Here is a 25,044-nt window from a genome sequence, read left to right as displayed (position 1 = left end):
ACCTAATAGGTTAGTTTTATTACCCGAAATATAACCCAATAGAAAGGTCGATGTTGGTGCTAATCCTGGATATCTTTTTTCAAATACGGTCTTACCTAAAAGAAAAGCCTCTTTAAAGAAACTTTTTACATTTTTGGATTCAATTATAGATAACAATTTTATTTGATTATCATTAATGTATTTTAGTGCTGACTCTGCAATATGAGTACGACCTGCAAAGGATATTATAAACCTATTCCCTATAACATAGGTTTTTTTATAATCATCCGAATACCCAGTTATGTTTCCGTATGAATCCGAGTACGTTACCCTTTTATCTGCTGACATAATAATTGCATTTGAGTCATTTTTTGCCGCTATCACCATTGTCATTTAATTCGCCCTCTATTTTATTCAATTTATTAAAAGTTAATATCTTTATCATGATAAGGAACATTATACCAAATGAATATTCTTTAAGTCTTTTAACAGGATTCAACTGTTTTATTCCTAATTCCTTTGGGGGATAGCTCAAACACGATAACGCATATTTTTTTGCTTCACCAGATGTTATAATTGGCTTTGATATTTTAAGTTGAGAAAATAATAAGCACAATGATAATTCCCAACATTACTTTTTTCACATGAACTCTTAGCACCTTTACATTTCTCTACTAAAATTACTCTATTACCTTTTCTAAAATAATGCGTTCATTAAATCCGCCTCGTTTTTCTAACTTTTCAGCTTTTACTGTTAATACCTTGTCCATATCTAAGTTAAAGGCGTGTGCCATACCGTCAATAACTTCTAATATATCCGCTAACTCTTCTTCATTAGGTGTAGCCTTAAACTCTTCCAATTCTTCTATTAATTTATGCAGCAACAACGGCTTAACCTCTTGTTCAGTAGCAACGTGTGTAAACGGTACTTTATTATCCTGTTTAACGATTTGCGGAATTTTATCCCTTACTAATTTGTTATAAATTTTTTCAGCCACCAATAACGCCCCTATCCCTTAAATGAAATCCAAAACTTTTTTACGTAATCCTTTTCAACGGCAATTTGTATTTGATCATAGTCTTTAGTCTTATTTTGCATACGGTCTAACAACCGTTTATTTCGCTCTTCTAAACGCGTTATATCTTCTTCTGAAGGCAAACGGTTAGACTTTTCGGAGTTTTCCCCTTTATGGCAGTAAACCAAGTTCCATAAATCATCCGAAAACAAATAAGACCACGGTATAACATGGTCAACAGAAATCTCGTTATCAGCTATGTTTTCACCGCAATAAAAACATTTTCTTTTACCGTCCTCAAACATTAAATCAAGGTGCTGATGAAACTTTTTTAAAGAAGTCCGTTTAATGTTATTTTCGTCTATTGCCCTTACCTTTCTTGAAATCCGTGGACTATAATTAAAGCCCTCTAACATTTGTGTCCAACGGTAATTTATTACGGTGAATAAAAAATCACTGTACTCTTTAAGAGTTAATACATAGTTTTTATTAAAAAATACCTTACCCTCATTACGAAACAATTCATATATTTCGTATGTTTCACTGTTAAGGTTTTTAAAACGCCAACAGACATCTTGCTTTAGTGTTCTAACAATGTTTTTTAGCGCTAATTCATATTCACGTGCTAATCCACTCGTGGTAAAGTCTATCTTTTCAAATCTTATTGGTTGAACAGATTGCTTTTTATTAAAAAATAACGTTATTAAATCCTTAGTAGAAGAAATGATTTCAGGAGGTTTCTTTATGTTCGGACTTTGTATTAAATCAAAGTAAATTGTTTGATTCCAATAATACTTTAAACAAAGCTTTGCAATATCGTTAAAATCAAATATAACAATATCTTCTATAGGTTCGTTAGTATTAACGGTTAATTCAACTAATGCCTTGGACCATGCCATTTTATATGTATTATCAAAGCTACAATTCAATATAAGGTCGTTCCACTGTTTAATGTAAATGTCCATTGTTAAACCATTCCCCGTTATTCTAGTTAAATTTATTATATCAATTTCACATGGCACTTAATTGGATCAATAAAAATAAATTTAACAGCCTCTGATATGCTACTTACAGTGTAGCTCTTTAGTTCAGCCATTGTCATAAACTCCATAATTCCAGCAAAGACCTTGCGGATCGGTTGTCATCGAATGAAGCGGTGGTGCGATCAATTGGATTCAGAACTTCCATGGTACCCCGGAGGAAGTCATCCAACTCCTTCCCAAAGGCTATGTCGGCCATTTTCCAGGGTACATGGATTTCTTCCTTACACACGACGAATTAAGGAAAATGGTTACCCACAGGGATGCCCACAGTTATTGGCATAAGATGCTTTCAGCTTACCTCCTCCATCACTCAGAAGGTGGCCATTGCTCGCGAGACGCTTTACAAGCAAAAACTTGGAACACGTGCCCATGGTCTTAATTCGAATTAAGACGCAAAAAAAAATGAAAGCGGCAAAGGACTTTATCCGTCCTGCCGCTTTTCTTTAATAAGGCGGAAATTAGAACGGGAATACGCCGACTTGCCCTTAATAAAAAAATGCCAACCCATATTAGGTTGACTTAATGTATGGTGTCTGCTTAATTCAAAACCTTGACTGCGACAACACTATCGAATGCCACCCGTTTAAATTCGCCAGGCTTCACCTCAATCCGCAGCTCATGAGTAATCGGATCGACGTAATGAACACGACCAGTAATGTCGTGAGTAAATCCGTCATCCCATACGGTTAGCTTTACCTCATGATTGTATTCTGTTGAGTATGCAATACGCAGGTCGAACTCTTCCGTTTGATTTTCGTCTAATATTGGCTTAGCCGTCCGAGATTGATCCTTGAACATTTCGCTGGTCATTTCGAATGCTAGCGGTATGAAAGAAGCCGACTGCCATTTCATTTTACCACGGTCTCGTATTGTCATTAATGAATCATCTCCTTTGATTCTATTATAAACGAACAAACGTTCCGCATGTAAATAAAATATTTGACGACTTTTTCTACGGTCTTAACTATTGTATAGCCGCCCGTAAAAATGTGGGTTCCGCAAATCACACTAATTTTTCAAACATCGCTCTCTATGCCACTTCATATAATTTCGCTGCCGCTCAGTCATTTTAATTCGCATTGTTTCATTTATATTAAGAAGAATTTTCGTTGTCTCATCTAAACTGTCCTTAATCATAACATTTCCTGTTTCATCAAAACTAATATATCCCTTGTCAAATAACGCATCATGGTTTGGACATAATAACAATCCATTATTGACGTCCAGCCTCTCTTGATTATTTGATTCACTCCACGGCTTGATATGACTTGCAACTAGGAACCTCTCATCCGTTACACCGCAGATTCTACATTTCTTTTCAATTGCTAAAAGAGCCTTTTTAAAAGCAGATTGGCCAATTCTGGACTTAATAATCGTTTCTCTTTCTGTTTTATCTAGAGTAGTAACCGAATCTAAATCATTTTCGATTTGGTTTATGATTTCTTCTGGAATATTGTTTTCAATTCGGAACCTCTCCCTTGAAATGCCATTTGTTCTTTCAATTATTTCAAACAAAAAGTTTGCCAGTTCTGTAGACACTCGAAAAAGATAACCTGTATTCCCCCGTCCCGATTTATTAAACGGTGCATATTTTTTATCTTGGAGCCTTAAAATATCCTCCATGTAATCCTTATAAGTAATAGGTTCCTCTAAATCAATGTATTCGGCATTTACTATCCAACCATCTTTTTCCCAAAGATCTAATTGGTTTAATCCAGTCGGCCTTTCATGCTCTTTACAATTCTCTTTTGCAATTAAAACAGAAACTAATTTCCCATTGTAACTATTAAAAATAATATTGGTTTTTTGAATGATTTTCATATCAGTCCAATGATGAAAAGTTTGACCGTTCTCATTTTTTTGAGGTGCCCATAAATACCCACCTGTTCGTTCTTCTTTATAACTTTTATTTTGGAAAACAAGAAAATAGTTCATTTGAATTAACTCCAGTCCCTATTGATTCAAACTTAGCACAATAATCATGAAAAGATTTACTTCATTATTATACATGATGGAAATTTTCGAGAAAATTAATTAGAAGCTGATATTTGTTCATAAATTTGTCGAAAGGAATAATTAGAAACTAGTCGAAAATTCACTAATAAGGTAGGTGAATTTATGGCTACAAAACTAATTACTGTTCCAAGAGCGGAAGCAGAAATAAGAAGGCTGCAACAGTACATAACTTTGGTGGAGGAATATCAATCAGATACCTTGGAAAAATGGATTATCAAGGAGTATGCTTACACGAACAGCATTACAGAAGTTGTTAAGAGGGCAAATGCAAAAGGAATGAATCTTGACCTAGCTTATGCAAAATCAGTATTAAAAGGGAAAGCATGTGACGAACTCCATAAAATGTTGAAGTCTGGCTATTTCGCAAGAATGAAGCCTAAAAAAGAGAGACTATACTGACTTAATAATTTAATTCCTTTCTAGGCAAAGAGGTTACTCTTTGCTTTTTCTATGTTCTAAAAACACCACTTCATGTGGTCTGAAATTTGTTCTATTAAAGTACGCTATAGTTAATAAGAAAAAGCGCCAACCCACATAAGGCTGACGCTATGTCGCCTAATTCACGACTTTCACCCCGAAAATAATATCGAAAGCCACTCTTTCAAATTCGCCAGGCTTTGACCTCAACCCGCAACTCTTGCGTTATCGGACCAACGCGCTGTAATCGACCAGTGTATTCCGAGGTGAAACCGTCAGCCCATATTTAAATTTTAGTATCCTTTTCTCACCCTTTCCTATTAATAACACTGAATAGGAGTATCGGAATCTTACCAAATTTCCTTCCTCTAGGTTCAGTGCCTCTAAAAAAACTTCACGTTTAATTAAAAAATCTCCAAATTGTTTTATCGAAACCACGAGTTATCTATAGACATCTCGCAGATTTTATTTTATGATGATATTAACAAATACAGGAAGGCGGTTGGTTGTGAGGTGGTTGTAGCGACGACTAGTGGTACCCAGCGATTTGAACATGAAACACGAATTAGAAATCTTTACGCAAACAATCTAAATCATCTACGCGCAAATGAAATTTTGATAGGAACAGAACAGTGGTATACAGGCACTAGGTTAAGAGTTGATATGCGAACGGTAGGTGAAAATGGGGTCTTAAGAGAATGGGAATTTAAAATTTTCGCAGACTACGACGCGCTAGGTCAAATTATTACTTATGTAGCAATGTCACGTTTACGCGAAAAATTTGAAAGACCTGTTCAAGGTGTCATTGCTGCATTTAGTTTTCATGAGGAAATTCCTAAGGCTATCGAAGTTATGAATTTAGGTATTGAACTTGTAACCATTCCAAGATGGATGCGTTTGGCAGGTAAAATACCTGACGATAGTGAATTTACCTCTACTGCATCAGGCATTACTATACCATCAAATTAAAAGGAGATTGATAAAATGATAATTCCACAAAATAATATCATTACTAATGATAAAGTCCCCCAGGATCCAGAATACAAAAACTTAAGAATTGTAAGGTATCAATCAGATCGAAACGCACAAAACAACTATAATGGTAGAACCTATCAATTTCAACACGAGTATGCAGATTATACTGTGTTAAAAACAACTATCTCCCGAAAAGGTGGATCCAAAAACTATCGTCTTGTCGCAAGTGTTCATCCAAATCTGAAAACATTTGTAGATATTGTTAGATATGATCCTGCTGATCCTCCAATCGATGACTATTATGCCCTAGGGATGAAAATTGCACACGATCAAACTCAAAGTGACTTTAAAGGTCAGAAGAAACAAAACGCACTAGACTTTAAAAACTATTTATTAGAAGGAATTCGAGGTCATCGCACTCTTTATCTACCACCAATCACAGGCTGGCAGGCTAAATCTGTCTTTGATAAGACAATTTTTGTATCTTTTGATGAAAGTGATCCTAATGCAATGTATGGTGAATTATACCTGCCTAAAAGACCTATTATGCAGGCAGATGGGCAAACACAAACAGCAGCACTCTTCCAAGTGGCGAAAACTATCGACGCAATTAATGCAGGTGCACTGGAATCTCTAGTAGTGACTCTCGAGATCGAGTTAAATGTTAGTGAGCGTGAAGCAGGACAAAGCTTCGCAGATAGAAATGGTCGAGGTTCTAAGAAAAACAAAAATTTAGTGATTAATTTGGATACTTCATCAGCATTAAGTAGGTTACGCGCAGATGCCATTGAGGGAACAGTGTTCCAGGGCAGAATCGCAGATGGTCGTACAACTGGAACAAGTGAAACTGCAACAAGCAATATCGTAGACCTATCTACAATGGAGCAAATGTTACTAAATGTAATTTCTAACGGAAGGATAAAACAGGAGAATTTTAAGCATCATCATATTGAACACTTTTTACCGTATGCGAAAGAATTCATTTCACTTCTTGATGAATTATTTGCAAAAGATTGGCTAGAAAACACTCCTCGTAATCTCGATCCTTTCAGAAAACTATATACACATGGATGGCCCTTTGTCCTAAAGGCTCTTGCCAAAGCGTACCATCAATCAAGATTAGATGTTCTTGCTCCTTTAGCAGCTGCAATAGGAACTGAAAAGGAAATTCATGATGCTTCAAAAAATATTGAAGAAAAATACATTGAGCAAGTAGCATTAAAGAAAGAGGAAATAAAAAAACAGCCTGACGTCAATTTTGAAGAACTAAAGAAAAGACTTCAAAATATTGACTGGTTACGTTATCGAAAACATTGGATTTCACTAACAGGCTATAAATTAAAAGACGGCAAGAAAAAAACATTTAAGCTTAAAAACGGAGAAGAAAAGGTCGTTGGTCAAGCCCAAAATACTCCAACAATTATTGATGCAGTTACGAAGAAAATCCTTTCAAACAGTTGGGAAGACTTATGTAAGGAAGTTGATGAACCTTTAAAATAAAAAAAGGCACCCATGGTTAACGGGTTCATTCGTTAAGTGAAAAATGTAATAAAGTTAATTAAAAAGGGAGTTCAATTCGTATATGAATTGGATTCCCTTTATTTATTGTTACACCAACATTTTAGATCACTTTTTTAAGTGTATTTTGCTTTTTTGTACTTCTGAACCGAACCCGTTAGGTAAAACTAGAGGGTAACTGAGACTTATTTACGTGTGCAAAAGTGACACATAAAAAGAGCAGCTACCTTATGCAGCTGCCAAAAGATCGGAGGATTTTGTTTGCAATTAAAAATAGCAAAAAGCACTTGAAAAAAGCAACAGATTTTAAGCCTTGCCTTTTAACTTTTGCAGCCGCTTTTGTTTGAGATTCTTCTTCCATTCGGTCTCTAAATCTGAATAATAAAAAAGTGGTTCCACCAAGAAATCTCTAGAGCAGCTCAAAAATCATGATCATTAAAACAGTAAACAAATACTGTTCAAATGCTTGCACTGAATTAATGAGCCAGCACTCATACCAATAAACGCCATTAATGACAAACCTTCCAGACTCTCCTTATGTTTTCCACAATAGTTAAAACATAAATACAAGAACAAAGCAAAAGAATAACTTATATAATCCCTTGTTTTTTCTTATCCACGAACTATTTTTAAAACAATGCTAACATTTTATAAAGTACTCCCCACTCGTACTAGGTACATTCCTTTTGATCCTGTTTTAACATGAGTGGTGTATCACTAAACTATTTTACAGTTGCTTTGGTTACAGCCATTTGAATCACTTTACAATATAAGTTTAATTTTTTTATTCCTCTTCATCGATGGATTGCTGAAGTGCCCTTTCTACCCATTGACTCATCGTTATTTTCTCATTTTCAGCAAATTGCTTTACTTTATCTAAAATTTTTATTGGTAATTCCAAATTCGTTTTTCGATAAGCACTTCTGAGAATCACTAAACCTTCAGCTATTTCAATAGTTCCTTCTTGTACATGAGGAAGTAGCTGTTCAATGGGAAAAGGTAGTTCAGTAAACGGCACTTCTCCAGCTTTCAATGATATATGAACCCATAGATCATGCTCACGGATTCCTAAGTTTTCAATACCCCACAATTCATAAATGAAGTCAATAAACGGGTACAATATATCTTCCCCTTTTAGAATCTTAATGTGAACGTAACCTTTATTGTCAAATGGCTCTTTATGGATGCCATAACAAGGGTTCAATGAATATCTTTCAATGCCCTCTTCATAATTAACCCACTTTTGATAATTTGGAAGATAAAATCCCCAATCCAGTTCCTTATTCCTTAAAACTCGAGCTATTAGGTTATCTGAAGATTGGAATAGTTGAAAGAGTACAATATCATTTCTGGATTCATAATATTCAATTTTCCGAACACGTTCTGATTCCGAAAATTGCAGCAATTCTTTTGCTTCCTCAAATGCCTCTTCTGATATGACATATGTGGTTCTTTCATCACCAAAAGGTACCTCTAAGGCTTTAATAGTATCATCTTTTATATATTTGTAGACACTTTGAACGGATAATCCTAACTGCTTTGCAACTTCTGACGGACGCATTCCGGTAGGAATCTGTTTCCGCACTATGGCTAAACGGTCCACATCCTCTTTATAATAACGAGCTTCTCTATGCAGTCGGTAAGGATCCATAATTTTTTTTATTTTTCCTTGTTTGCCATAGTGATAGACCGTTGCTTTAGAAACACCTAATCGGTCAGCTACTTCTTTCTGTGTATACCATTCATTACCTTAGCTAAATATGTGATGTTTTTCTTAGTTGGTTTAATAACCTTCACACTAGACGCTTCTTGCGTCTTTTTTTCTTGTAAAAATTTCTGATTTTCTTCGAGATACTGCACCTTTTTCTTTTGATACTCACGGTCAACAAGAGTGCGAAGAAAGGCACTACTATTCCTCTTCTGACCATTAGGAAGGCTATTGACGAAGCGATATAACTCCCTTTGCTCTGGGTCATCTGTGTTTAAGACAAGAGTAATTTTCTTTAATCCCGGCATCTAAATTTCCTCCTTTCAGAACCACATCAGAAGTAGTTCATATTTTTCCTACCTACATCTGAAGGAGTTCTTACCCTGTGATAAAAGCCTATGCGATACCGTTTGTCTAAGTTTCCTCATTTTTTAGGACTTTTGGGTTTATTTTTCAGGACTTTTGGACATGAATGGGTCTAGGGAGTGATGGAGAATGTTTGGACTAGGAAAAAAACGTACCAAGCTAGGGAAATGGATCGATAACAGGGGAATAACTCAAGCGTGGATTAAGGACAAGACAGGATTAAATAAGAATACTGTTGGTGATTTAGTCAATGATCCCGACCGTGCACCTACTCAATCCACTATGAAGAAAATTCTCAAAGCATTAAGGGAAATAGATCCTAATGTCAAAAGTGATGACTTTTGGGATATGTAGGAGGAAAAAATGGAGAGTAGAAATAGAAGTCTAACCCATATTTATAATGATCTTATTGTTGTTAAAACGAAGGATTTAGAAGAATGTAACCAGGAACTTGATACAGGTAATCATAATCAAATTATTAGAAAAGCATTGTTAACCTATAAACACGAGTTACTGGAGTGTTTAGAAATGTATGACCAATATTTAATGAATAAGGAGTATGTAGGAAAACCCTAAAACAATGGAGCTCCATAGACTGTTCCTTTTTATTTTGAATCTAGAATCAATATTCACCATTAGAATAATATTAAGATTATTGTTAGAGAATCAATTAAAACAGACAAAAAAACACAAAAAACAAAGGGTATCGATAATTAATGTGCAATTTAATGATTTTTTTAAGAAATTTTATAGTTTTTTCACAAAAAACAGCCTATCTATAAAAGATAGGTTTCTACTTTGTTATTCCTTCAGCAATTCTACTGTTATATCAGCATCCGATTCTAATTGACTACAAAACAACACTTATGTTAATCGGTCGACTCTGACTTTGGGATTTTTCATAAAGTATTTCGTCCAATCAATGTAAAAAAACGGAATATTTTATAGGGCACTAACAATCTCGATACCTTAAAACAATTAAAAGGAGAGATAATCTTTGAATTATAATCATTATTTTCCTTCTTATCACCATTCAATTATGTTGGGGCAACTAAGTTTTCCCTCTTATATACAGTTTCCAACTATGGGACCACAAATTCCGCCTAAACTAATACCTCTAGCAGTTCTTACTAGCACTCCACATCCTGTTGGACCTGGAACTCCTACAATGCCAATCTTAAAGGGTAAGAAAAAGCCCATATATCAGCCGAGTACACCAGGTGTGGCACAACCAATAATATCAGCTGCACCTGGAACCAATTCGAGTACATCAGTGGAAGTATTTACTCATCCATATTGGTCTGAAACACAGCCAAGCATGAACCACTCTTGGCCTTCCCCGTCTTACACTGGACCTTGGCCGTTTAATGGTGGGGGCTCAATATCACACAACCAGGAATTCCACAACTGTTCGTTAAAGAAAGATTTAACGCAAAGTTAATTAAAGTAAAAAAGAGAGAAAATACTCTTCTCCCTCTAACTTGTCCAAGGACAAAAAAGATTGTACTTGGCCTATCTATTTATAGAAGTTTCTTTATTCTAAAGCCGCTCAAATGCGTTGATCTTATTTTATTGGACCCGCAGGTTACCCCAATTTTCATAAAACATCGACTTAGTTCCAATTTTGTCCATAATATCGTCCTTTACCTTTCTCCTTACAGCTCTTAGTATTCTTTGACAAAAACATTTAAAGGATATATGATAATAATAACAGAACCCACCACGCCTCTTAACAATGCGGACCAAGGTGGGTCATTTTTTTTTCAAGGGGAATTGCTAAAATGGATCCTGAAAAAGACAACTCTAAAGTAAAGCCACCTAAAACGTATAAAGAACAAGTAGAATTATATAAAAGTAGAAATTTATACATAGAGAATTCTGAATATGCTGAAAAGACATTACAAAGAATTAATTATTATCGATTATCAGCTTATGGACTAACCCTAAAAGATCCAATTAATAAAAATCAATATATCAGCAGTTCGTCATTTAATAGAATGCTTTCGTTATATGAATTTGACAGAAGACTAAGGTTGCTACTTTTAGGAGTATTAGAAACTATTGAGATAGCCTTCCGAACGCATATATCTTATGAAATTGCTCATAAATTTGGTCCACTTGGTTATAAAGATAAAGAAAATTTTATTAATGAAAAATTTCATCAAGAGTCTCTAGATGAACTGGAGATATTAATTAAAAAAAGCCGTAAGGGCGAACTGTTTATTGAACATCATTTTAAAAAATATGAAGGAATAATTCCTATTTGGGCAGTAATTGAAGTTACTTCATTCGGATTCATTTCTAAACTATATCGTAATTTAAGCGAGGATGTAAAAAAACACATAGCAAAAGTTTATTACAACGTCCCTTATTATTATCTAGAAAGTTGGTTACAGTCATTATCGAATGTTCGAAATGTTTGTGCTCATTATGGACGTTTATACAATAAAAAATTAACATTTAGACCCCGCTTGTTTAAAGAAGAAAGTAAGCACTTTGATAATCAACTTACATTTGCTGCAATTTATATTATTCAAAGATTATTAACAAAAACTGAGGGTAACAGATTTATGACTGATTTAGAAGCACTGGTTCTTGAATATGAGGATGACATCGAGTTTACTCACATTGGTTTTCCTTCAAATTGGATGGAACTTTTATCTAAAATAAATAGCAAAAAATAAGAAATAACTCGTTGAATTGTCTACAAAGTACAACGTTTTTTCTCTTAAATATGATATGTAAACTTTTGTGTCGTTTTACAAAACTTTTCTACACCTGATCCTGTTTGATCCATGTTCCAATGTCTTTGTCATTTCAATGTATAGAACTCGTTTCATTGTGTTTCTCCTAACTAATCACGATTCCTATATAATATAATACAACTCTGACTTTTATGGTTGCCGCTTTCAACATCTCCTACTAGGAGTATAAAGTGACAATAAAGTTATTTAATTTAAAACCCCAAACACCCATAACCCCGTTCTGATTTATGACGGGGTTAAAATAAAGTTGTTCGAATTTTTTATATAAAACACTTCACCGTACTTAAAAACATAACAATAAAGTCGTTTAAATCTAAGTGTTCTTCAACAATCGCGCCCTATTGTTGAAGATCATTGCAAATCGCCCACTTCGATTAATTTGCCCAATCGTAATAACAAATAGTGGGCCTACAATGGGCCCACTATTTGTATATGTGGCACTTGACTTCTGTCCGCCTACAGTGAACAAAAGCATCAATTTGTCCACGAGCGGTACCTGTCACATTACTCAATTATAAAACACAAAACTTCTCATCCCGAACATCGCTAATAAACATATATCCAGGTGCGTGAGTAATCATAATGGATGGTTTACTTTGGATTGCTACTGCTTGTGGTGTAACACCGCAAGCCCAGAATACAGGAATTTCACCAGCTTTGATTGTTACGGCATCCCCAAAGTCAGGCTTGGAAAGATCGGCGATGCCAATTTGACTTGGGTCGCCAATATGAATTGGAGAACCATGTACAGCTGGAAAACGTGTAGTAATTTGAACGGCGCGAATCGCGTCCTCAGGTTTCATCGGCCGCATGCTGACAACCGTCGGACCTTCAAATACACCTGCTCTTTCACATAGAATATTGGTTCTATACATCGGAACATTACAATTTTCTTCAATATGACGAATCGGAATCCCGCTTTCCATTAGCGGAGTTTCAAATGTAAAACTGCAGCCTAATAAAAAGCCAACCATATCACCTTCCCAATACTGCGAAATATTGGTTACTTCTTCCGTGAAAACACCATCTCTGTAGATCCGATACTTAGGGATATCTGTACGAATATCAGCATTCTTCGCGATTTTGCTAGGAATAAAAGACCCAGGTTCCGTCACATCCAACAGTGGACATGGCTTTGGATTTCGCTGACAGAACAACAGGAAATCAAAAGCATATTCTTTCTTTAAAATCACTAGATTGGCTTGTGTGAACCCCTTTGACATACCCGCAGTCGGTTCTGTTATCGTTTGTTTGCGAATAAGTTCTCTGATTTCATCGGGAGCCATATTCTCATAATTCCCCATTTGTAATTCCCCCTATACTAGCCATTTCTACTTACTTAAAAAGCAATGGAATTTGTTCGATTAATGTATTGATTCCTAAATACCCCATGACAATTACTACTAATCCGCCTGTTATGGTAAGCCATAGTGGATGTTTATAGTCCCCAACTACATTTTTCTTATAAACCCCAATTAATAAGGTTCCTAATGCGATTGGCAGAATAAGCGCATTGAGGGCACCAACTAGAAGTAATATTTTAATCGGGCGTCCTACCAATGAAAACGTTACGGTGGAAACTAAGATAAATAAGATAATAATCCAATTGTGATATTTCTCTATTACCGGGCTGAACGAACGAATAAATGAGACCGAAGTGTATGCAGCTCCTACAACGGATGTAATAGCGGCTGCCCACATGATAATACCAAACATGCGATAACCGACATTACCTGCCGCAAGCTGGAATACAGAAGCAGGAGGATTTGCTGCATCAATTTGAAGCCCTTTTGATACAACTCCAAGTACAGCTAAGAATAAGGCGATACGCATCAAACCTGTTACAATAATGCCGGTTACAGAACTTTTTGTCACTTCCGGTAAGGATTCAACCCCTTTGATTCCGGCATCTAACAAACGATGCCCGCCGGCAAATGTAATGTAACCGCCAACTGTCCCGCCTACCAGCGTTACGATAGCAAAAATACTGATTTTTTCAGGTTTAATCGTATTCACTAACGCTTCACCTACAGGAGGAGAGGTAATGAAGGCAACATAAATCATTAAGATGATCATGATTAAGCCGGCAATTTGAGCAACCTTGTCCATCGCCTTGCCTGCTTCTTTCACAAGGAAAATAAAAATAGCAAATGCGGCACTAATGATGGCGCCGGTTTTTGGATCCAGCCCGAGCATCGCATTTAATCCAAGACCTGCCCCGGCAACATTTCCAATATTAAAGGCAAGACCACCAAGAACAATAAGCACTGCTAAAAAGACTCCTAATCCGGGTAAAACCTTATTGGCGATCTCTTGGCCGGGTAATCCGGAAACCACAATGATCCGCCAAATATTTAATTGTGCAAAAGCATCAAGAAGTAATGATATTAAGATGACAAAGGCAAAACTTGCAGCCAATTGCTGCGTAAAAACTGTCGTTTGCGTTAAAAAACCGGGGCCTATGGAGGATGTAGCCATTAAAAAAGCGGCTCCAAGTAAAATACTGTTGCTGACTTTCTTTTTCTTCTTTCCCTTTTCTTTTGCTGCATTTTCTTCTAGTTCAACTTTTTTCGCGAGCATTTAGTTTCCTCCCATTCTAGGTGTTGATGGATGATACAGCGATATGGTTTCGTTCTAATGTTTCTTTAATATATTTTGCAAAAGCGAGTGCGTGTTCGCCATCACCGTGGATGCAAACCGTATCTGCTTTTAATGAAACTTCGGTGTTCTGTTGTGAAGTAACTTTGCATTCTGTTACTATTTTTATTACCTGAGCTACCGATTGTTCTTTATCTTTTATTAATGCATCAGGTTGCGACCTGGAGGTTAAGGTACCATCCGATTGATAAGTTCGGTCAGAAAAAACTTCATGTGCGGTGGTAAGACCATGCTTTTCCCCGGCTTTCACCAATTCACTGCCGGCAAGCCCGAATAAAACTAATTCAGGTGAAACATCATATACCGCTTGGGCAATGGCTTCTGCCAGCTTAGCATCTTTTGCAGCCATATTGTATAATGCTCCGTGAGGCTTTACATGTTGCATCTTCTCGGTAAACACGGATAAAAATCCTTGTAGAGCCCCAATTTGATAGACAACCATGTCATACGCTTCCTGCGGAGTAATCTTCATCTCACGGCGGCCAAAGCCATTTAAATCAGGCAGGCCGGGATGGGCGCCGATTTTCACTTGATTATCAATTGCCAACTTGACCGTTTCTCTCATGACACTCGGATCCCCGGCGTGAAAACCGCAGGCAATATTTGCGGATGTTACATACTTTAAAATTTCTTTCTGTTCGGCTAAGCGATATCTGCCAAAACTTTCTCCAATATCACAATTTAAATCTACCTTAAACACTGTTTATCCTCCTTCTATTTTTTTGTGGATCCTTCTAAACTCCAAATTATAGGAACCGTTTTCATTTAAAACAGAGAGTTTAGTTCCGAATTTAGGGATTGTTGTTTTGAAATTTAAATTTATTCTATCATAAAATAAAAAATCTGAGTAGACAGTAAAGGGGGAATTTTCTAAAAAAATAAATAGGATTAATTTTTATGCAATAAACAACTTGTTTTTTATATTCTGAATATTATAATGATGAGTATATCCATTTTTTAAAACATAAGTTCCGAATAAAGAAACTATCGGAGGTTTTTATATGTGTTCTCGTTCCAATGAAATTGTCATCAACCCTTTAGGTGATTCGGCCCTGATTGTACAGCTTGGTGACGAAATCAGTCCGGCCATTCACCAGAAAGTCCAAGCGTTCTCAGCATTGTTAAACACTCACCCATTTGATGGGTTTGTGGAGTCTGTACCAGCTTTTACGAATATAACCATCTATTATAACCCGGTGATTGTGCATTATTCCATCGTGGAAAACTCACCGATGACTCCGTTTCAAAAAGTAAGTGCAAAGCTCAATGAACTACTGCAACAATTGGATGAACTGCAGGTTTTTGAGGGAAGTTTGGTGGAAATTCCTGTCCTCTATGGAGGAGAATACGGACCGGATTTAGATTATGTAGCTTCTTTTCACAAGATAACAGCGGAAGAAGTCATTCAAATCCATTCCCAAAGCGAATGTTTAGTATATATGATCGGATTTGCCCCAGGGTTTCCGTTTATGGGAGGAATGGATGAAAGAATCGCAACTCCCCGAAGAGAAAGCCCAAGGACTGCGATTGTACCCGGTTCAGTCGGGATAGCTGGAAAGCAAACAGGCGTTTATCCGCTGGAAACACCTGGTGGATGGCAAATTATTGGCCGTACGCCGCTTGATTTATTTCGTCCTGATTTGAATCCACCAACCTTACTAAAAGCGGGAGATAAAATTAAATTTTTCCCGATTACCCTTGAGGAATTTAACACATATAAGGAGGGGAGCCGATGACGGTAAGAGTACTTCACCCGGGACTGTTAACCACAATTCAAGACTTAGGAAGATATGGTTCGCAAAAATATGGTGTTATTGTTAGCGGAGCGATGGATTCTTATTCGCTGAGAGCTGCAAATCTGCTGGTTGGAAATAGAGAAAATGAAGGGGCCCTGGAAATCACATTATTTGGTACCTCACTTTTATTTGAGGAGGATCGGGTAATCGCGATTACCGGCGGGGATTTACAGGCTGTTATTGACGGTAAAAAAGCGGCAACATGGCGGCCAATTTTGGTGAGAAAAGGGTCTATTTTACAATTCAAGACCGCCATCAATGGGTGCAGGGCCTATGTAACCTTTGCTGGCGGTATTGCTGTTCCCGAAGTAATGGGCAGCAAAAGCACCTATCTTCGGGCAGGAATTGGCGGATTTAAAGGCATGGCTTTGCAAAAGGAGGATGTCATCGAGTTCGGCGAGATGAATGAATTCAATCAATCTCTATTTACCATGTTGGAAAAAATGGAGAGCGATCCAACCTGGTCCGTCAATTACACAAAACTTGTCAATATGCAGCAAACGCAGACCATCCGTGTCATCAGGGGCTCCGAGTTTGACCGTTTTGATGAAAAAAGTAAGAGAAGCCTATTTCATGAACCGTTTAGGCTAACGACCCAAGCCGATCGGATGGGCTATCGAATCGAAGGTCCCCATCTTTCTTTAGAAAAGAAATTTGAATTATTGTCTGAAGGGGTAACGTTTGGAACCATTCAAATACCGCCAAACGGAAACCCGATTGTCTTAATGGCAGACCGGCAGACAACAGGCGGCTATCCAAAAATAGGGCAGGTTATTTCCGCTGATTTACCAAGCATGGGTCAACTGCAGCCGAACGCCGTTATTCAATTTAAAGAAATTTCCCATGAAGAAGCGGAAAAAGAACTTTTAGCGAAGGAAAAAATCATCGATGAGATAAAAGTAGGCATCCGCTTTACAATACTTTATATACGAGAGGAAAAGAAATCATGAAATGGAATGAATTTAAGGAACTAATCAAATTACTCGATCAATCTTCTTTAGATGTTTTAAAGTTAGAGAATAAAGATATCAAATTATACTTTCAAAAGCACGATGCAGCAAATGTGACCATCGATTTTAAAGAACAGCTTTCGCAAACAGCTGAATCCGTGAAAGAGGTTGAGGAATCAGAAAAACTTCCTGCGAAAAAAGATGACGGTTTTTACCAAATCAAATCCCCTATGATTGGTGCTTTTTATTCCCGTTCCAATTCGGATGCAGAACCATTTGTACATGTAGGATCTGTGATTGAAAAGAATCAAACGGTATGTGTTTTGGAAGCGATGAAACTATTTAATGAAGTGGTCTCAGATGTTGAGGGAGAAATCATCGAAATATTAGTGGAAGATGGCCAAATCATCGGATTTGGACAGCCTTTGTTTTTAGTGAAAGTTGGTGGCTGATTTGCTTAAAAAAATACTTATTGCTAATCGTGGGGAGATTGCTGTCCGGATTATTCGGGCATGCAAAGAAATGGACATTCAAACGGTTGCTGTCTATTCAGAAGCAGATCGAGAAGCGCTCCATGTGAAGCTTGCAGATGAAGCCTATTGTATTGGCAAGTCCCCTTCAAAAGAAAGCTATCTGAATATGGCCCATATTTTAAGTATTGCCACCTTAACAAAAGTGGATGGAATCCATCCCGGGTATGGATTTCTCGCCGAAAATGCGGATTTCGCTGAGTTTTGCCAAAAGTGCCATATTGAATTTATTGGCCCCTCTCCAGAATCGATTCGAAAAATGGGCATCAAGGATGTCGCAAGAGACACGATGAAAAACGCCGGTGTCACGATTGTACCTGGTTCAAATGGAACAATAAAAGATATTGCGGATGGTTTAGAGATATCTAGAAAAATAGGCTTTCCGGTTATTATTAAAGCAACCGCAGGCGGGGGCGGAAAAGGAATCCGGGTCGCATACACCGAAGAAGAATTAAAAAAAGGAATTGAAATGACCCAACAGGAAGCGAAAACGGCATTTGGGAATCCAGAAGTTTATATAGAGAAATTTATTGAAGATTTTCGTCATATTGAAATTCAGGTCCTCGCAGATTCACACGGAAATGTCATCCACTTAGGTGAACGGGATTGTACAATTCAGCGGAGAATGCAAAAACTCGTAGAAGAAACCCCTTCCCCAGCAATTTCAGCGAAAACACGGGAAAAGATGGGGGTATCGGCTGTTCAAGCGGCAAAAGCGGTTGATTATGTCGGCGCGGGAACGGTTGAATTTATCTATGATTACAAGGAAGATACCTTCTATTTTATGGAGATGAATACCCGGATTCAAGTAGAACATCCGATTACAGAGATGGTTACAGGTGTCGATTTGATTCAAGAACAAATTCGTATTGCATCAGGTGAACCACTGTGGATGAAGCAAGCAGATGTAACCATTAACGGCTGGGCGATTGAATGCAGAATTAATGCTGAAAATCCCGCTAAAAACTTCATGCCTTCACCAGGTAAAATAGAAAAATATCGATTACCGGGCGGTTTTGGGGTACGGGTTGATTCTGCCATTTATGCCGGCTATCAAATCCCGCCGTTTTATGATTCAATGGTGGCAAAATTAATTGTCCATGGCCGGACAAGAAGCGAAGCGATTAAGAAAATGATTCGTGCTTTAGAAGAGTTTATAGTAAAAGGCGTAGCAACAACGATTCCATTCCATAATGCACTGCTAAAAAATGAGGTTTTTACCAGCGGAGAATTTAATACGAATTTCCTTGAGACCTATTCTTTAGAGATAGAAGAAAGTTAAATAACCGCCTCCATCAGTCGAGGGGGCTGGACACAAATCTATTAAAAAAACATCCTCTATTTCCTGAAAACCAGGTACATAGAGGATGTTTTTTTAAAATATGAAAGTATAACATTCGACTTTGAGAATTGTCCAGCTCCAGTGCAGGGCGCTTCCGCTTTTCTACGTTTGACTATACCCTAACCGTTTGGAAATTTCTTCTGTCGCTGCTTTTAGTTTTTCTGCAAAAATAGGGATGTTTTCGTTTTGATAATTGGCTTCAATGCCCGCAATACTCATGCCGGCAATGACGTCACCTTTATGGTCAAAAATCGGTGCCGCAATCGCCGCCGTATGCTCCTCTAATTCCGAAAAACTAATCGTATATCCATCTTTTTGAGCTTGGCGAATGGTCCTAAACAGCTCATCCTTTTCCGTAATTGTTCCCTTCGCAAAAGATTTGAACTCAGCTGAATCTAAATAGGTGTGAATTTCTTGCTCAGGTAAAAAAGATAGAATAGCGCGTGCACAAGCACCCGCATACAACGGACTTCTTCTGCCGATCGCGGTATATAAACGAACCTTTTGGTTTGTATCAATTTTTTCAATATAGATTGCCTCATTCCCTTGCTTGATAATGAGGTTGATGGCTTCCCCTACATCATCATGGAGCTCTTGCATAATCGGAGAGGCAATTTTTCGGATATCCAGCCTGGATGAAACGAGATGACCGAACTTAAGAAAGAGCAGCCCTAGGCGATATTTGTTATCCGGCCCCTTTTCTAAAAACTCCATTTCCTCTAATGACATTAACATTCGATAAACGGAAGTTTTCGGAATCCCTGACAAATCAATTATTTCCTGAAAGGTTAATGCTGCATAATCTTTAAATAAATTTAAAATATCCATCGAACGGACAACCGTTTTATTTTTATGGTTCATAGTGTAGCTCCTTATTAAAAATAAAAGCTATGAGCTTCTTTTTTAATTCCATTACTCTGCTTTTTTACTATAATATCAAATTTTAGGCAGGGATTGTAGGTAGAATCAACAATATTTAATTCGTTGCTTCCTATATCAGGTGGAAGCTCTAAAGGCCTAAAAATACGTCTCAAGTCTTAGTCTTTTTTACATTTCCAGGTCAATGGAAAGCAGCACGTAATTCCACATGAATTTTACAATTACATGAAACATTCCTTTATAGAGGACTATTAAAGTCGATTCGATTTACAATGAACCCTATTGTAGCCGTCCCGTAACGGTTAAGCTGATTGCTTTTGGTTCCTTCTTGTTTGAGCCTCCTGTTTATTTGATTTAGCCACTCTAAAGAATAGTATCAATCCCGCATTAAACATTAGAGTCCATACAATTGCGAATTTATTACCACTTAAATATATTCCTATAATAGGTATCAACAGAAATGCGAAGCTTTTCACATAATAATTTACTTTAGGATTAATGGCCATCAAAACTGTATACTCGTCTTCTTGGCCTTTGTTTACAGCCAGCCCAGGTACTGCATCCGCTTGGGAAGCTATTTCCTTTCCTACCCGACTAACTTTAGTATTTTATAAAGCCTTTTACCGGCTATAAGAGCGGTACCCCAAATCTCCATATAGCTCAATCCCAGATTTTTTAGCATCTGAAAACATAACTAAGGTTACCCAAGCTGTTTGGTATGATCATTATAAATCCTAAATCTATACAAATTTATTAATCAGTGAACTCACCACTGAACGTTCACTGTTCCACCCCATACTTTTTCAACCTTCGTGCAATATACGATTGAGAAACTCCCAATTTTCCAGCTGCTTTATAGGAGCTTCTTTCTTTATTTAATGCATCTATGATAATTCTTTGTTCAAAATAATCGACTTCTTTTCGAAGATCGGTGATGTTGTCGATATTGATCATTGCATAATCCGTAGAACATACATAATCCAACAAAATATCTTTTCCACCACCTAACACGACATATCGTTCTATTAAGTTAGAAAGCTCACGAACGTTTCCGGGCCAAGTGAAGTTTTTTAATAGCGTTAGAACATCAAATGGAAGTGAAATATTTTTATGATATTTTTTGTTGAATTTATCAAGAAAATAAGAAGCTAATACAGCGATATCTTCTTTTCTTTCTCTTAGCGGTGGAATCTCTATCGGTATAATGTTTAGTCTAAAAAAAAGATCTCGCCGGAATTTCCCTTCTTCCACAAGTTGCTTTAAATTATGATTGGTAGCTGCGATGATTCGAGAATCGGTTTTTATATTCTTCATTCCCCCGATGCGTCGAAATTCTTGATCTTGAAGTACTCGTAATAGTTTTGCTTGCATGTCCAGTGGAAGATCCCCAATTTCATCAAGAAAAAGTGTGCCTTTATCGGAAGCCTCAAATAATCCAATTTTCCCTCCCCTTTTTGCTCCAGTAAATGCACCTTCTTCGTAGCCGAACAGTTCTGATTCGATTAAATCTTTGGGAATCGCGGCACAGTTAATTTTAAGAAAACTGCCTGTCCTGTTCCGGCCACTCATTTTATAAATTTGTTCAGCGACTACTTCTTTACCCACGCCCGATTCGCCAGTAATTAAGACAGATATATCCAAATGACTAATTTCTGAAATGATTTGAATCATTTTCAGCATTGTCGGATCCTGGGCTATTAAATTTTCATTTAAGATCGTCGCATTCGTTTGTTTTAATTGATTTACAAGGCGAGTTTTTTCTTTTTCCGCTGATTCGAGTTCATGCTTCAATTGAAATAGCTCGGATAAATCCCTTACATTGGTAATGACACGGAATAATCTCCCCTGCTCATCAAACACTGGGCTGCCGGTAACAAGTGTTTCTTTTCCTGTGTTCACTCGTTGAATCGTACTATAAGGCTTTTTTGTATCCGCCACCTTAAGAGTGACTACATCATTAAATACCCCCATTGAAATTAAATCCTCTAGACTTTTCCCGACAAAAAATTCTTTCTTAATGCCGGTTAGTCGTTCGATTGCCTGATTGGCTCGTAGATTGATCCCTTCAGGAGTAGAAATATAGATTCCATCATAAGAATTTTCGATGACCGCATCTAATTCTTTCAAATTGTTTTGGATAACACGATACAAGTCTACTAGGGATACAACACCTAAATAAATTGCCCGACCCTTTTGAAGTTCTACTAAAGGATAATAGAAGACATCATCTATGATTTTAATTTGTTCCATGCTCTGACCGAGTATAAGGGGGCGGACGTTAACAAACCGCGCCCCAGCTCCGTCTCTGACTTCTAATCCAATATATTCACCTTTTTGGACATGAGGAATGGTTGTATGGCAATAGTTTATATCCCTACTGTATTCATTTTTAGTAATATCGAAGTAGGGGTAATTTTCTACTAGATAGTTAATCAAATGATTTCCTCCAATGCACAGTTAAGTCGAAATTGAAATTCCCTTTCGACTTAACTGAGTCAAATCTGACTTAAATTATATCATAAGTATTAGAATTTTACGATAATTCATAAAAGAATAATATTGGCACGATACTTGCAATTAAAATTGGTAGGGGGTGAGTAAATGTTTAAACCAGGATGTACGATTATTGCTATACGAAAAAATGGGCGCTATCTATTAGCATCCAACAGCGATAATCCATGGCATACGAGGACAAGAGTTCGGATTAAGCAAGGAAAGAATTTTAAGTTTATCGGTACGGGCTTTGGGGGGGGGAGCTCATTTGTCCGGATGATAACCTGCCCTGGTCCAATATGGTTACCAGAGGAATAAATGAGAAGGGAATTAGCTTTACCTTTGCCTATGTGGATTGTGATTCTGATTTATATGAGGGCGGAATTGGCTTTAAGGATTTTGGCGATCACATTCTAGGTAGCTTTCAAACTCTCAGTGAAATTGAAGACTATTTACGAAATAAACCCGTCCAGGTTCACGGCAATTTTCTCTTTGCTGATGATCTAGGCAATCTACTAGTTAGCGAGATTTATCCTACAGAGAAGTATTTTAAATGGAACCCTGAACAAGTAGTGGTCCGCACAAATCATTTCTTGAATCTGCCATACGCGAACGATAAGGAGATCATTGAAACGTGTTCGATTCTTCGTTATCAATCTGGGCTGAATGCAATCAATCTAGGAGACCAAAAGGATGCTTTTCTCTTTTTACACGCAATTCTTTGCAATCATCATCTTGAGGAGCATGGATCTGATTGGGGAAGCTCGACGTGTAACCATGGGGAAACAGTTGGAACAGTAAGTTCGGAAATACTCGATCCTTTAAACAAGGAAATGTTCTACTGCTATGGTCCACCGTGTGGAAACGGTAAGACCATGCAAGGATGGGGTCAATACGTCTCCTTCAAATTGAACAACTGGAGCGAGGGTGAAATAACTACCTTAGATGGAAAATTTTAAACAAGGGGGCTATATTATGTTAAACAGTTTCATTGGATATGCCATGATGATTATTTTTGGATTGATCATGGTTGCAGTCGCAACTTATATGAAGCGTAAAGGAAAAAATAATCTCGATGATTTTTTAAGTGCGAGAGAAAGCATGAGCTTGCCTGTTACAATGAGTTCTTTAGTTGTCGTATGGGTGTGGAGCAGTTCCCTCATGGGGGCAGCTGAAGGAGCATTTAAATTTGGGGTAGCAGGTTTTTATATGTACGGTGTCTCTGTTCTTTTATCATCTATTCTGATTGCATGGCCTATTTTTAAAAGAGTACGTAAAATCGCCCCATCAATCAGCACTTTACCTGAATTTATGAAAATCCGATTAGGAACACGAACTCATTTAATTTTTGCTATTGTTGGTATTTTGCAATCCTTCTTTTGGGCAGTGCTTCAGATTACGGCAATCGGATTGGTCATGAATGTGTTGTTTGGTATTCCTCATGCAGCGGCTGTAATAATAGGTGCACTTATTGTTACTATCTATGTTGCAATTGGAGGATTAAGAGCATCGATCGGTACAGATGTTGTTCAGTTTTGCATGCTGCTCATTTTACTTGCAATCGTTATCCCTGTTACGTTGTGGGTGGCTGGAGGTCCAGCGGAAATTTATCAAGGGCTTGCCCATTCATCTGTTAAAACAGCAACAATGCTCTATACAAAAGAAAGCGTTACAGGATGGCTGCTGGTTAGTATCCTTTCTTTTATTAACTACGCGATTATTGATCAAAGTGTATGGCAACGTGTGTACGCAAGCAAAAGAGGAACTGAATCCAAGTTGATTCTTGGGACGACATTATTATGGTTACCCATCCCAGCCGTAGCAGGACTAATCGGTATGATTGGTTTGGCTAAGGGATTTCAAGTGAATCCTTCCGAGATATTTCCTGCTGTTGTCGGTGAGCTGCTTGGTACTTGGGGAGCTTACGCAATGGCCATCATTATGATTGCAACCATTTTGTCAACAACGGATTCCTGTCTTAATGCATTATCCACGCTTATTGTTCGGGAGATTTACCTTCCTTATATACGAAAAAATAAACCTATGGATCCAAATAAAGAAATTAAAGTTGCACGTATCGTCGTAATCGTCTGCGGGTTAGGTATTGCACTCTTCAGCTTAGCTCAGTTCTCCATACTGTATCTGAATTACGCTGTAGGAGCATTGACACTTGCCATGACGTGGCCGTTCGTCCTATCTGTATTCATGAAGAATCTTAATAAAAATGCTGCTTTTTGGGGCTTGATTATCGGGACGGTTTCAGCTCTAATTTTAGCTGTACTTCCTGGGGCTGGACTCATTGAACCAATTGTTCCTTTATGGATTGGCTATCTCATTTCACATATTATTGCTGCAGGTATTCCGTTACTTGGGACATTGTTTGCACCTGATCATGAATTCCAGTATCAAGCAGCATTCAGTAAAGTCAGTAAAGGAGGAATCTAATCATGGTATTAAGCGAAAGCGGATTTGTTTTTGTCACATACACCTTATTAACCTGGTTTATTGTCTCAAATCTTACTTTAGTCTTCTTTTGTTTTAAAGATTGGGTTCTAGGTTTCTTAAAACGAACATAGAAAACAGATTGAACAAT

25 protein-coding genes and 1 pseudogene are annotated in these 25,044 nt (G+C 37.3%); 14 read left to right on the top strand and 12 right to left on the bottom strand.

From position 1 onward, the window contains the following. From QF028_RS01860 to QF028_RS01840, 5 genes are all read right to left on the bottom strand, one after another. Window positions 1-372 (bottom strand): hypothetical protein (locus tag QF028_RS01860; RefSeq protein ID WP_429463712.1); only part of this gene is annotated, 372 nt, incomplete at its 3' end. Window positions 373-659: 287 nt separating this feature from the next. After that, window positions 660-977 (bottom strand): phosphoribosyl-ATP pyrophosphohydrolase, encoded by a 318-nt coding sequence (locus QF028_RS01855; RefSeq protein ID WP_429463710.1) that lies wholly within the window; start codon window positions 975-977, stop codon window positions 660-662. 11 nt (window positions 978-988) lie between these two features. Further along, window positions 989-1,960: an HNH endonuclease domain-containing protein gene (locus QF028_RS01850; protein WP_429463709.1), complete on the bottom strand. Its 972-nt coding sequence runs from the start codon at window positions 1,958-1,960 to the stop codon at window positions 989-991. A gap of 615 nt (window positions 1,961-2,575) precedes the next feature. After that, complete coding sequence (locus tag QF028_RS01845; protein WP_429463708.1) at window positions 2,576-2,914, bottom strand: YolD-like family protein; 339 nt, start codon at window positions 2,912-2,914, stop codon at window positions 2,576-2,578. Window positions 2,915-3,046: 132 nt separating this feature from the next. Then, window positions 3,047-3,973, bottom strand: a complete 927-nt coding sequence (locus QF028_RS01840) for an HNH endonuclease (RefSeq protein ID WP_429463707.1) — start codon at window positions 3,971-3,973, stop codon at window positions 3,047-3,049. Window positions 3,974-4,156: 183 nt separating this feature from the next. Here QF028_RS01840 and QF028_RS01835 point away from each other — a divergent pair, with 183 nt between their 5' ends. The 3 genes from QF028_RS01835 (at window position 4,157) to QF028_RS01825 (ending at window position 6,946) form a co-directional block, all read left to right on the top strand. Continuing rightward, window positions 4,157-4,453, top strand: coding sequence for a hypothetical protein (locus tag QF028_RS01835; RefSeq protein WP_429463706.1), 297 nt, complete (start codon window positions 4,157-4,159; stop codon window positions 4,451-4,453). 531 nt (window positions 4,454-4,984) lie between these two features. Next, complete coding sequence (locus QF028_RS01830; protein ID WP_429463705.1) at window positions 4,985-5,440, top strand: hypothetical protein; 456 nt, start codon at window positions 4,985-4,987, stop codon at window positions 5,438-5,440. Window positions 5,441-5,455: 15 nt separating this feature from the next. Then, the gene (locus QF028_RS01825; RefSeq protein ID WP_429463704.1) at window positions 5,456-6,946 is read left to right on the top strand and encodes a hypothetical protein; all 1,491 of its coding nucleotides are present in this window, start codon (window positions 5,456-5,458) and stop codon (window positions 6,944-6,946) included. A gap of 802 nt (window positions 6,947-7,748) precedes the next feature. Here QF028_RS01825 and QF028_RS01820 read toward each other — a convergent pair. Beyond that, window positions 7,749-8,645, bottom strand: a pseudogene (locus tag QF028_RS01820) (helix-turn-helix domain-containing protein); the annotation flags it as partial. Between the two features lie 38 nt (window positions 8,646-8,683). After that, on the bottom strand, window positions 8,684-8,980 hold the full coding sequence (locus QF028_RS01815; protein ID WP_429463703.1) for a hypothetical protein: 297 nt from the start codon (window positions 8,978-8,980) through the stop codon (window positions 8,684-8,686). A gap of 187 nt (window positions 8,981-9,167) precedes the next feature. On the opposite strand from QF028_RS01815, the gene QF028_RS01810 reads away from it, so the two are divergent. The 4 genes from QF028_RS01810 to QF028_RS01795 all read left to right on the top strand — a co-directional run bounded on the left by QF028_RS01810 (window position 9,168) and on the right by QF028_RS01795 (window position 11,722). Next, window positions 9,168-9,392, top strand: a complete 225-nt coding sequence (locus QF028_RS01810; protein WP_214714358.1) for a helix-turn-helix domain-containing protein — start codon at window positions 9,168-9,170, stop codon at window positions 9,390-9,392. Between the two features lie 9 nt (window positions 9,393-9,401). Further along, window positions 9,402-9,614, top strand: coding sequence for a hypothetical protein (locus QF028_RS01805; protein ID WP_429463700.1), 213 nt, complete (start codon window positions 9,402-9,404; stop codon window positions 9,612-9,614). Window positions 9,615-10,035: 421 nt separating this feature from the next. Next, window positions 10,036-10,479, top strand: a complete 444-nt coding sequence (locus QF028_RS01800) for a hypothetical protein (protein ID WP_429463699.1) — start codon at window positions 10,036-10,038, stop codon at window positions 10,477-10,479. Window positions 10,480-10,819: 340 nt separating this feature from the next. Then, window positions 10,820-11,722: an Abi family protein gene (locus QF028_RS01795; RefSeq protein ID WP_429463697.1), complete on the top strand. Its 903-nt coding sequence runs from the start codon at window positions 10,820-10,822 to the stop codon at window positions 11,720-11,722. Between the two features lie 593 nt (window positions 11,723-12,315). Here the strand turns inward: QF028_RS01795 and QF028_RS01790 are convergent. From QF028_RS01790 to QF028_RS01780, 3 genes are read right to left on the bottom strand one after another with little or no spacing between them, the layout of a single operon-like run. Beyond that, on the bottom strand, window positions 12,316-13,107 hold the full coding sequence (locus QF028_RS01790; protein ID WP_429463695.1) for a putative hydro-lyase: 792 nt from the start codon (window positions 13,105-13,107) through the stop codon (window positions 12,316-12,318). Between the two features lie 31 nt (window positions 13,108-13,138). Further along, complete coding sequence (locus QF028_RS01785) at window positions 13,139-14,383, bottom strand: NRAMP family divalent metal transporter (RefSeq protein ID WP_429463693.1); 1,245 nt, start codon at window positions 14,381-14,383, stop codon at window positions 13,139-13,141. Between the two features lie 16 nt (window positions 14,384-14,399). Continuing rightward, window positions 14,400-15,161, bottom strand: a complete 762-nt coding sequence (locus QF028_RS01780) for a LamB/YcsF family protein (protein WP_429463692.1) — start codon at window positions 15,159-15,161, stop codon at window positions 14,400-14,402. 301 nt (window positions 15,162-15,462) lie between these two features. Between QF028_RS01780 and pxpB the strand changes: the two genes are divergently transcribed. From pxpB to accC, 4 genes are read left to right on the top strand one after another with little or no spacing between them, the layout of a single operon-like run. Beyond that, on the top strand, window positions 15,463-16,197 hold the full coding sequence (pxpB, locus tag QF028_RS01775; protein WP_429463690.1) for a 5-oxoprolinase subunit PxpB: 735 nt from the start codon (window positions 15,463-15,465) through the stop codon (window positions 16,195-16,197). Next, window positions 16,194-17,207, top strand: coding sequence for a biotin-dependent carboxyltransferase family protein (locus QF028_RS01770; protein ID WP_429463688.1), 1,014 nt, complete (start codon window positions 16,194-16,196; stop codon window positions 17,205-17,207). Before pxpB ends, QF028_RS01770 begins: the two co-directional genes overlap by 4 nt. Then, a complete protein-coding gene (accB, locus tag QF028_RS01765; RefSeq protein ID WP_429463686.1) occupies window positions 17,204-17,659 on the top strand; it encodes an acetyl-CoA carboxylase biotin carboxyl carrier protein in 456 nt (151 codons plus the stop codon). The genes QF028_RS01770 and accB overlap by 4 nt, the downstream gene beginning before the upstream one ends. Window position 17,660: 1 nt before the next feature. Continuing rightward, entirely contained in the window at window positions 17,661-19,019 is a 1,359-nt protein-coding gene (gene accC, locus QF028_RS01760; RefSeq protein WP_429463685.1) for an acetyl-CoA carboxylase biotin carboxylase subunit, read from the top strand. A gap of 162 nt (window positions 19,020-19,181) precedes the next feature. On the opposite strand, the gene QF028_RS01755 is transcribed toward accC, so the two are convergent. Continuing rightward, window positions 19,182-19,940 carry an IclR family transcriptional regulator gene (locus tag QF028_RS01755; protein ID WP_429463683.1) on the bottom strand — a complete coding sequence of 253 codons (759 nt, stop codon included), beginning with the start codon at window positions 19,938-19,940 and terminating at the stop codon, window positions 19,182-19,184. Window positions 19,941-20,738: 798 nt separating this feature from the next. Then, on the bottom strand, window positions 20,739-22,394 hold the full coding sequence (locus QF028_RS01750) for a sigma-54 interaction domain-containing protein (RefSeq protein ID WP_429463681.1): 1,656 nt from the start codon (window positions 22,392-22,394) through the stop codon (window positions 20,739-20,741). A 165-nt stretch (window positions 22,395-22,559) separates the two neighbouring features. Between QF028_RS01750 and QF028_RS01745 the strand changes: the two genes are divergently transcribed. Genes QF028_RS01745 through QF028_RS01735 form a run of 3 tightly spaced genes read left to right on the top strand, consistent with a single transcriptional unit; the run spans window position 22,560 to window position 24,896 of the window. Further along, a complete protein-coding gene (locus tag QF028_RS01745) occupies window positions 22,560-22,769 on the top strand; it encodes a hypothetical protein (RefSeq protein ID WP_429463680.1) in 210 nt (69 codons plus the stop codon). Continuing rightward, complete coding sequence (locus QF028_RS01740) at window positions 22,751-23,410, top strand: carcinine hydrolase/isopenicillin-N N-acyltransferase family protein (protein WP_429463678.1); 660 nt, start codon at window positions 22,751-22,753, stop codon at window positions 23,408-23,410. Before QF028_RS01745 ends, QF028_RS01740 begins: the two co-directional genes overlap by 19 nt. A gap of 16 nt (window positions 23,411-23,426) precedes the next feature. Beyond that, the gene (locus QF028_RS01735; RefSeq protein WP_429463675.1) at window positions 23,427-24,896 is read left to right on the top strand and encodes a sodium:solute symporter family protein; all 1,470 of its coding nucleotides are present in this window, start codon (window positions 23,427-23,429) and stop codon (window positions 24,894-24,896) included. Window positions 24,897-25,044: the final 148 nt, after the last annotated feature.

The sequence above is a fragment of the Neobacillus sp. B4I6 genome, assembly GCF_050434045.1.
Lineage (GTDB): Bacteria > Bacillota > Bacilli > Bacillales > Cytobacillaceae > Neobacillus.
This window is presented reverse-complemented; position numbering and strand designations above follow the sequence as displayed.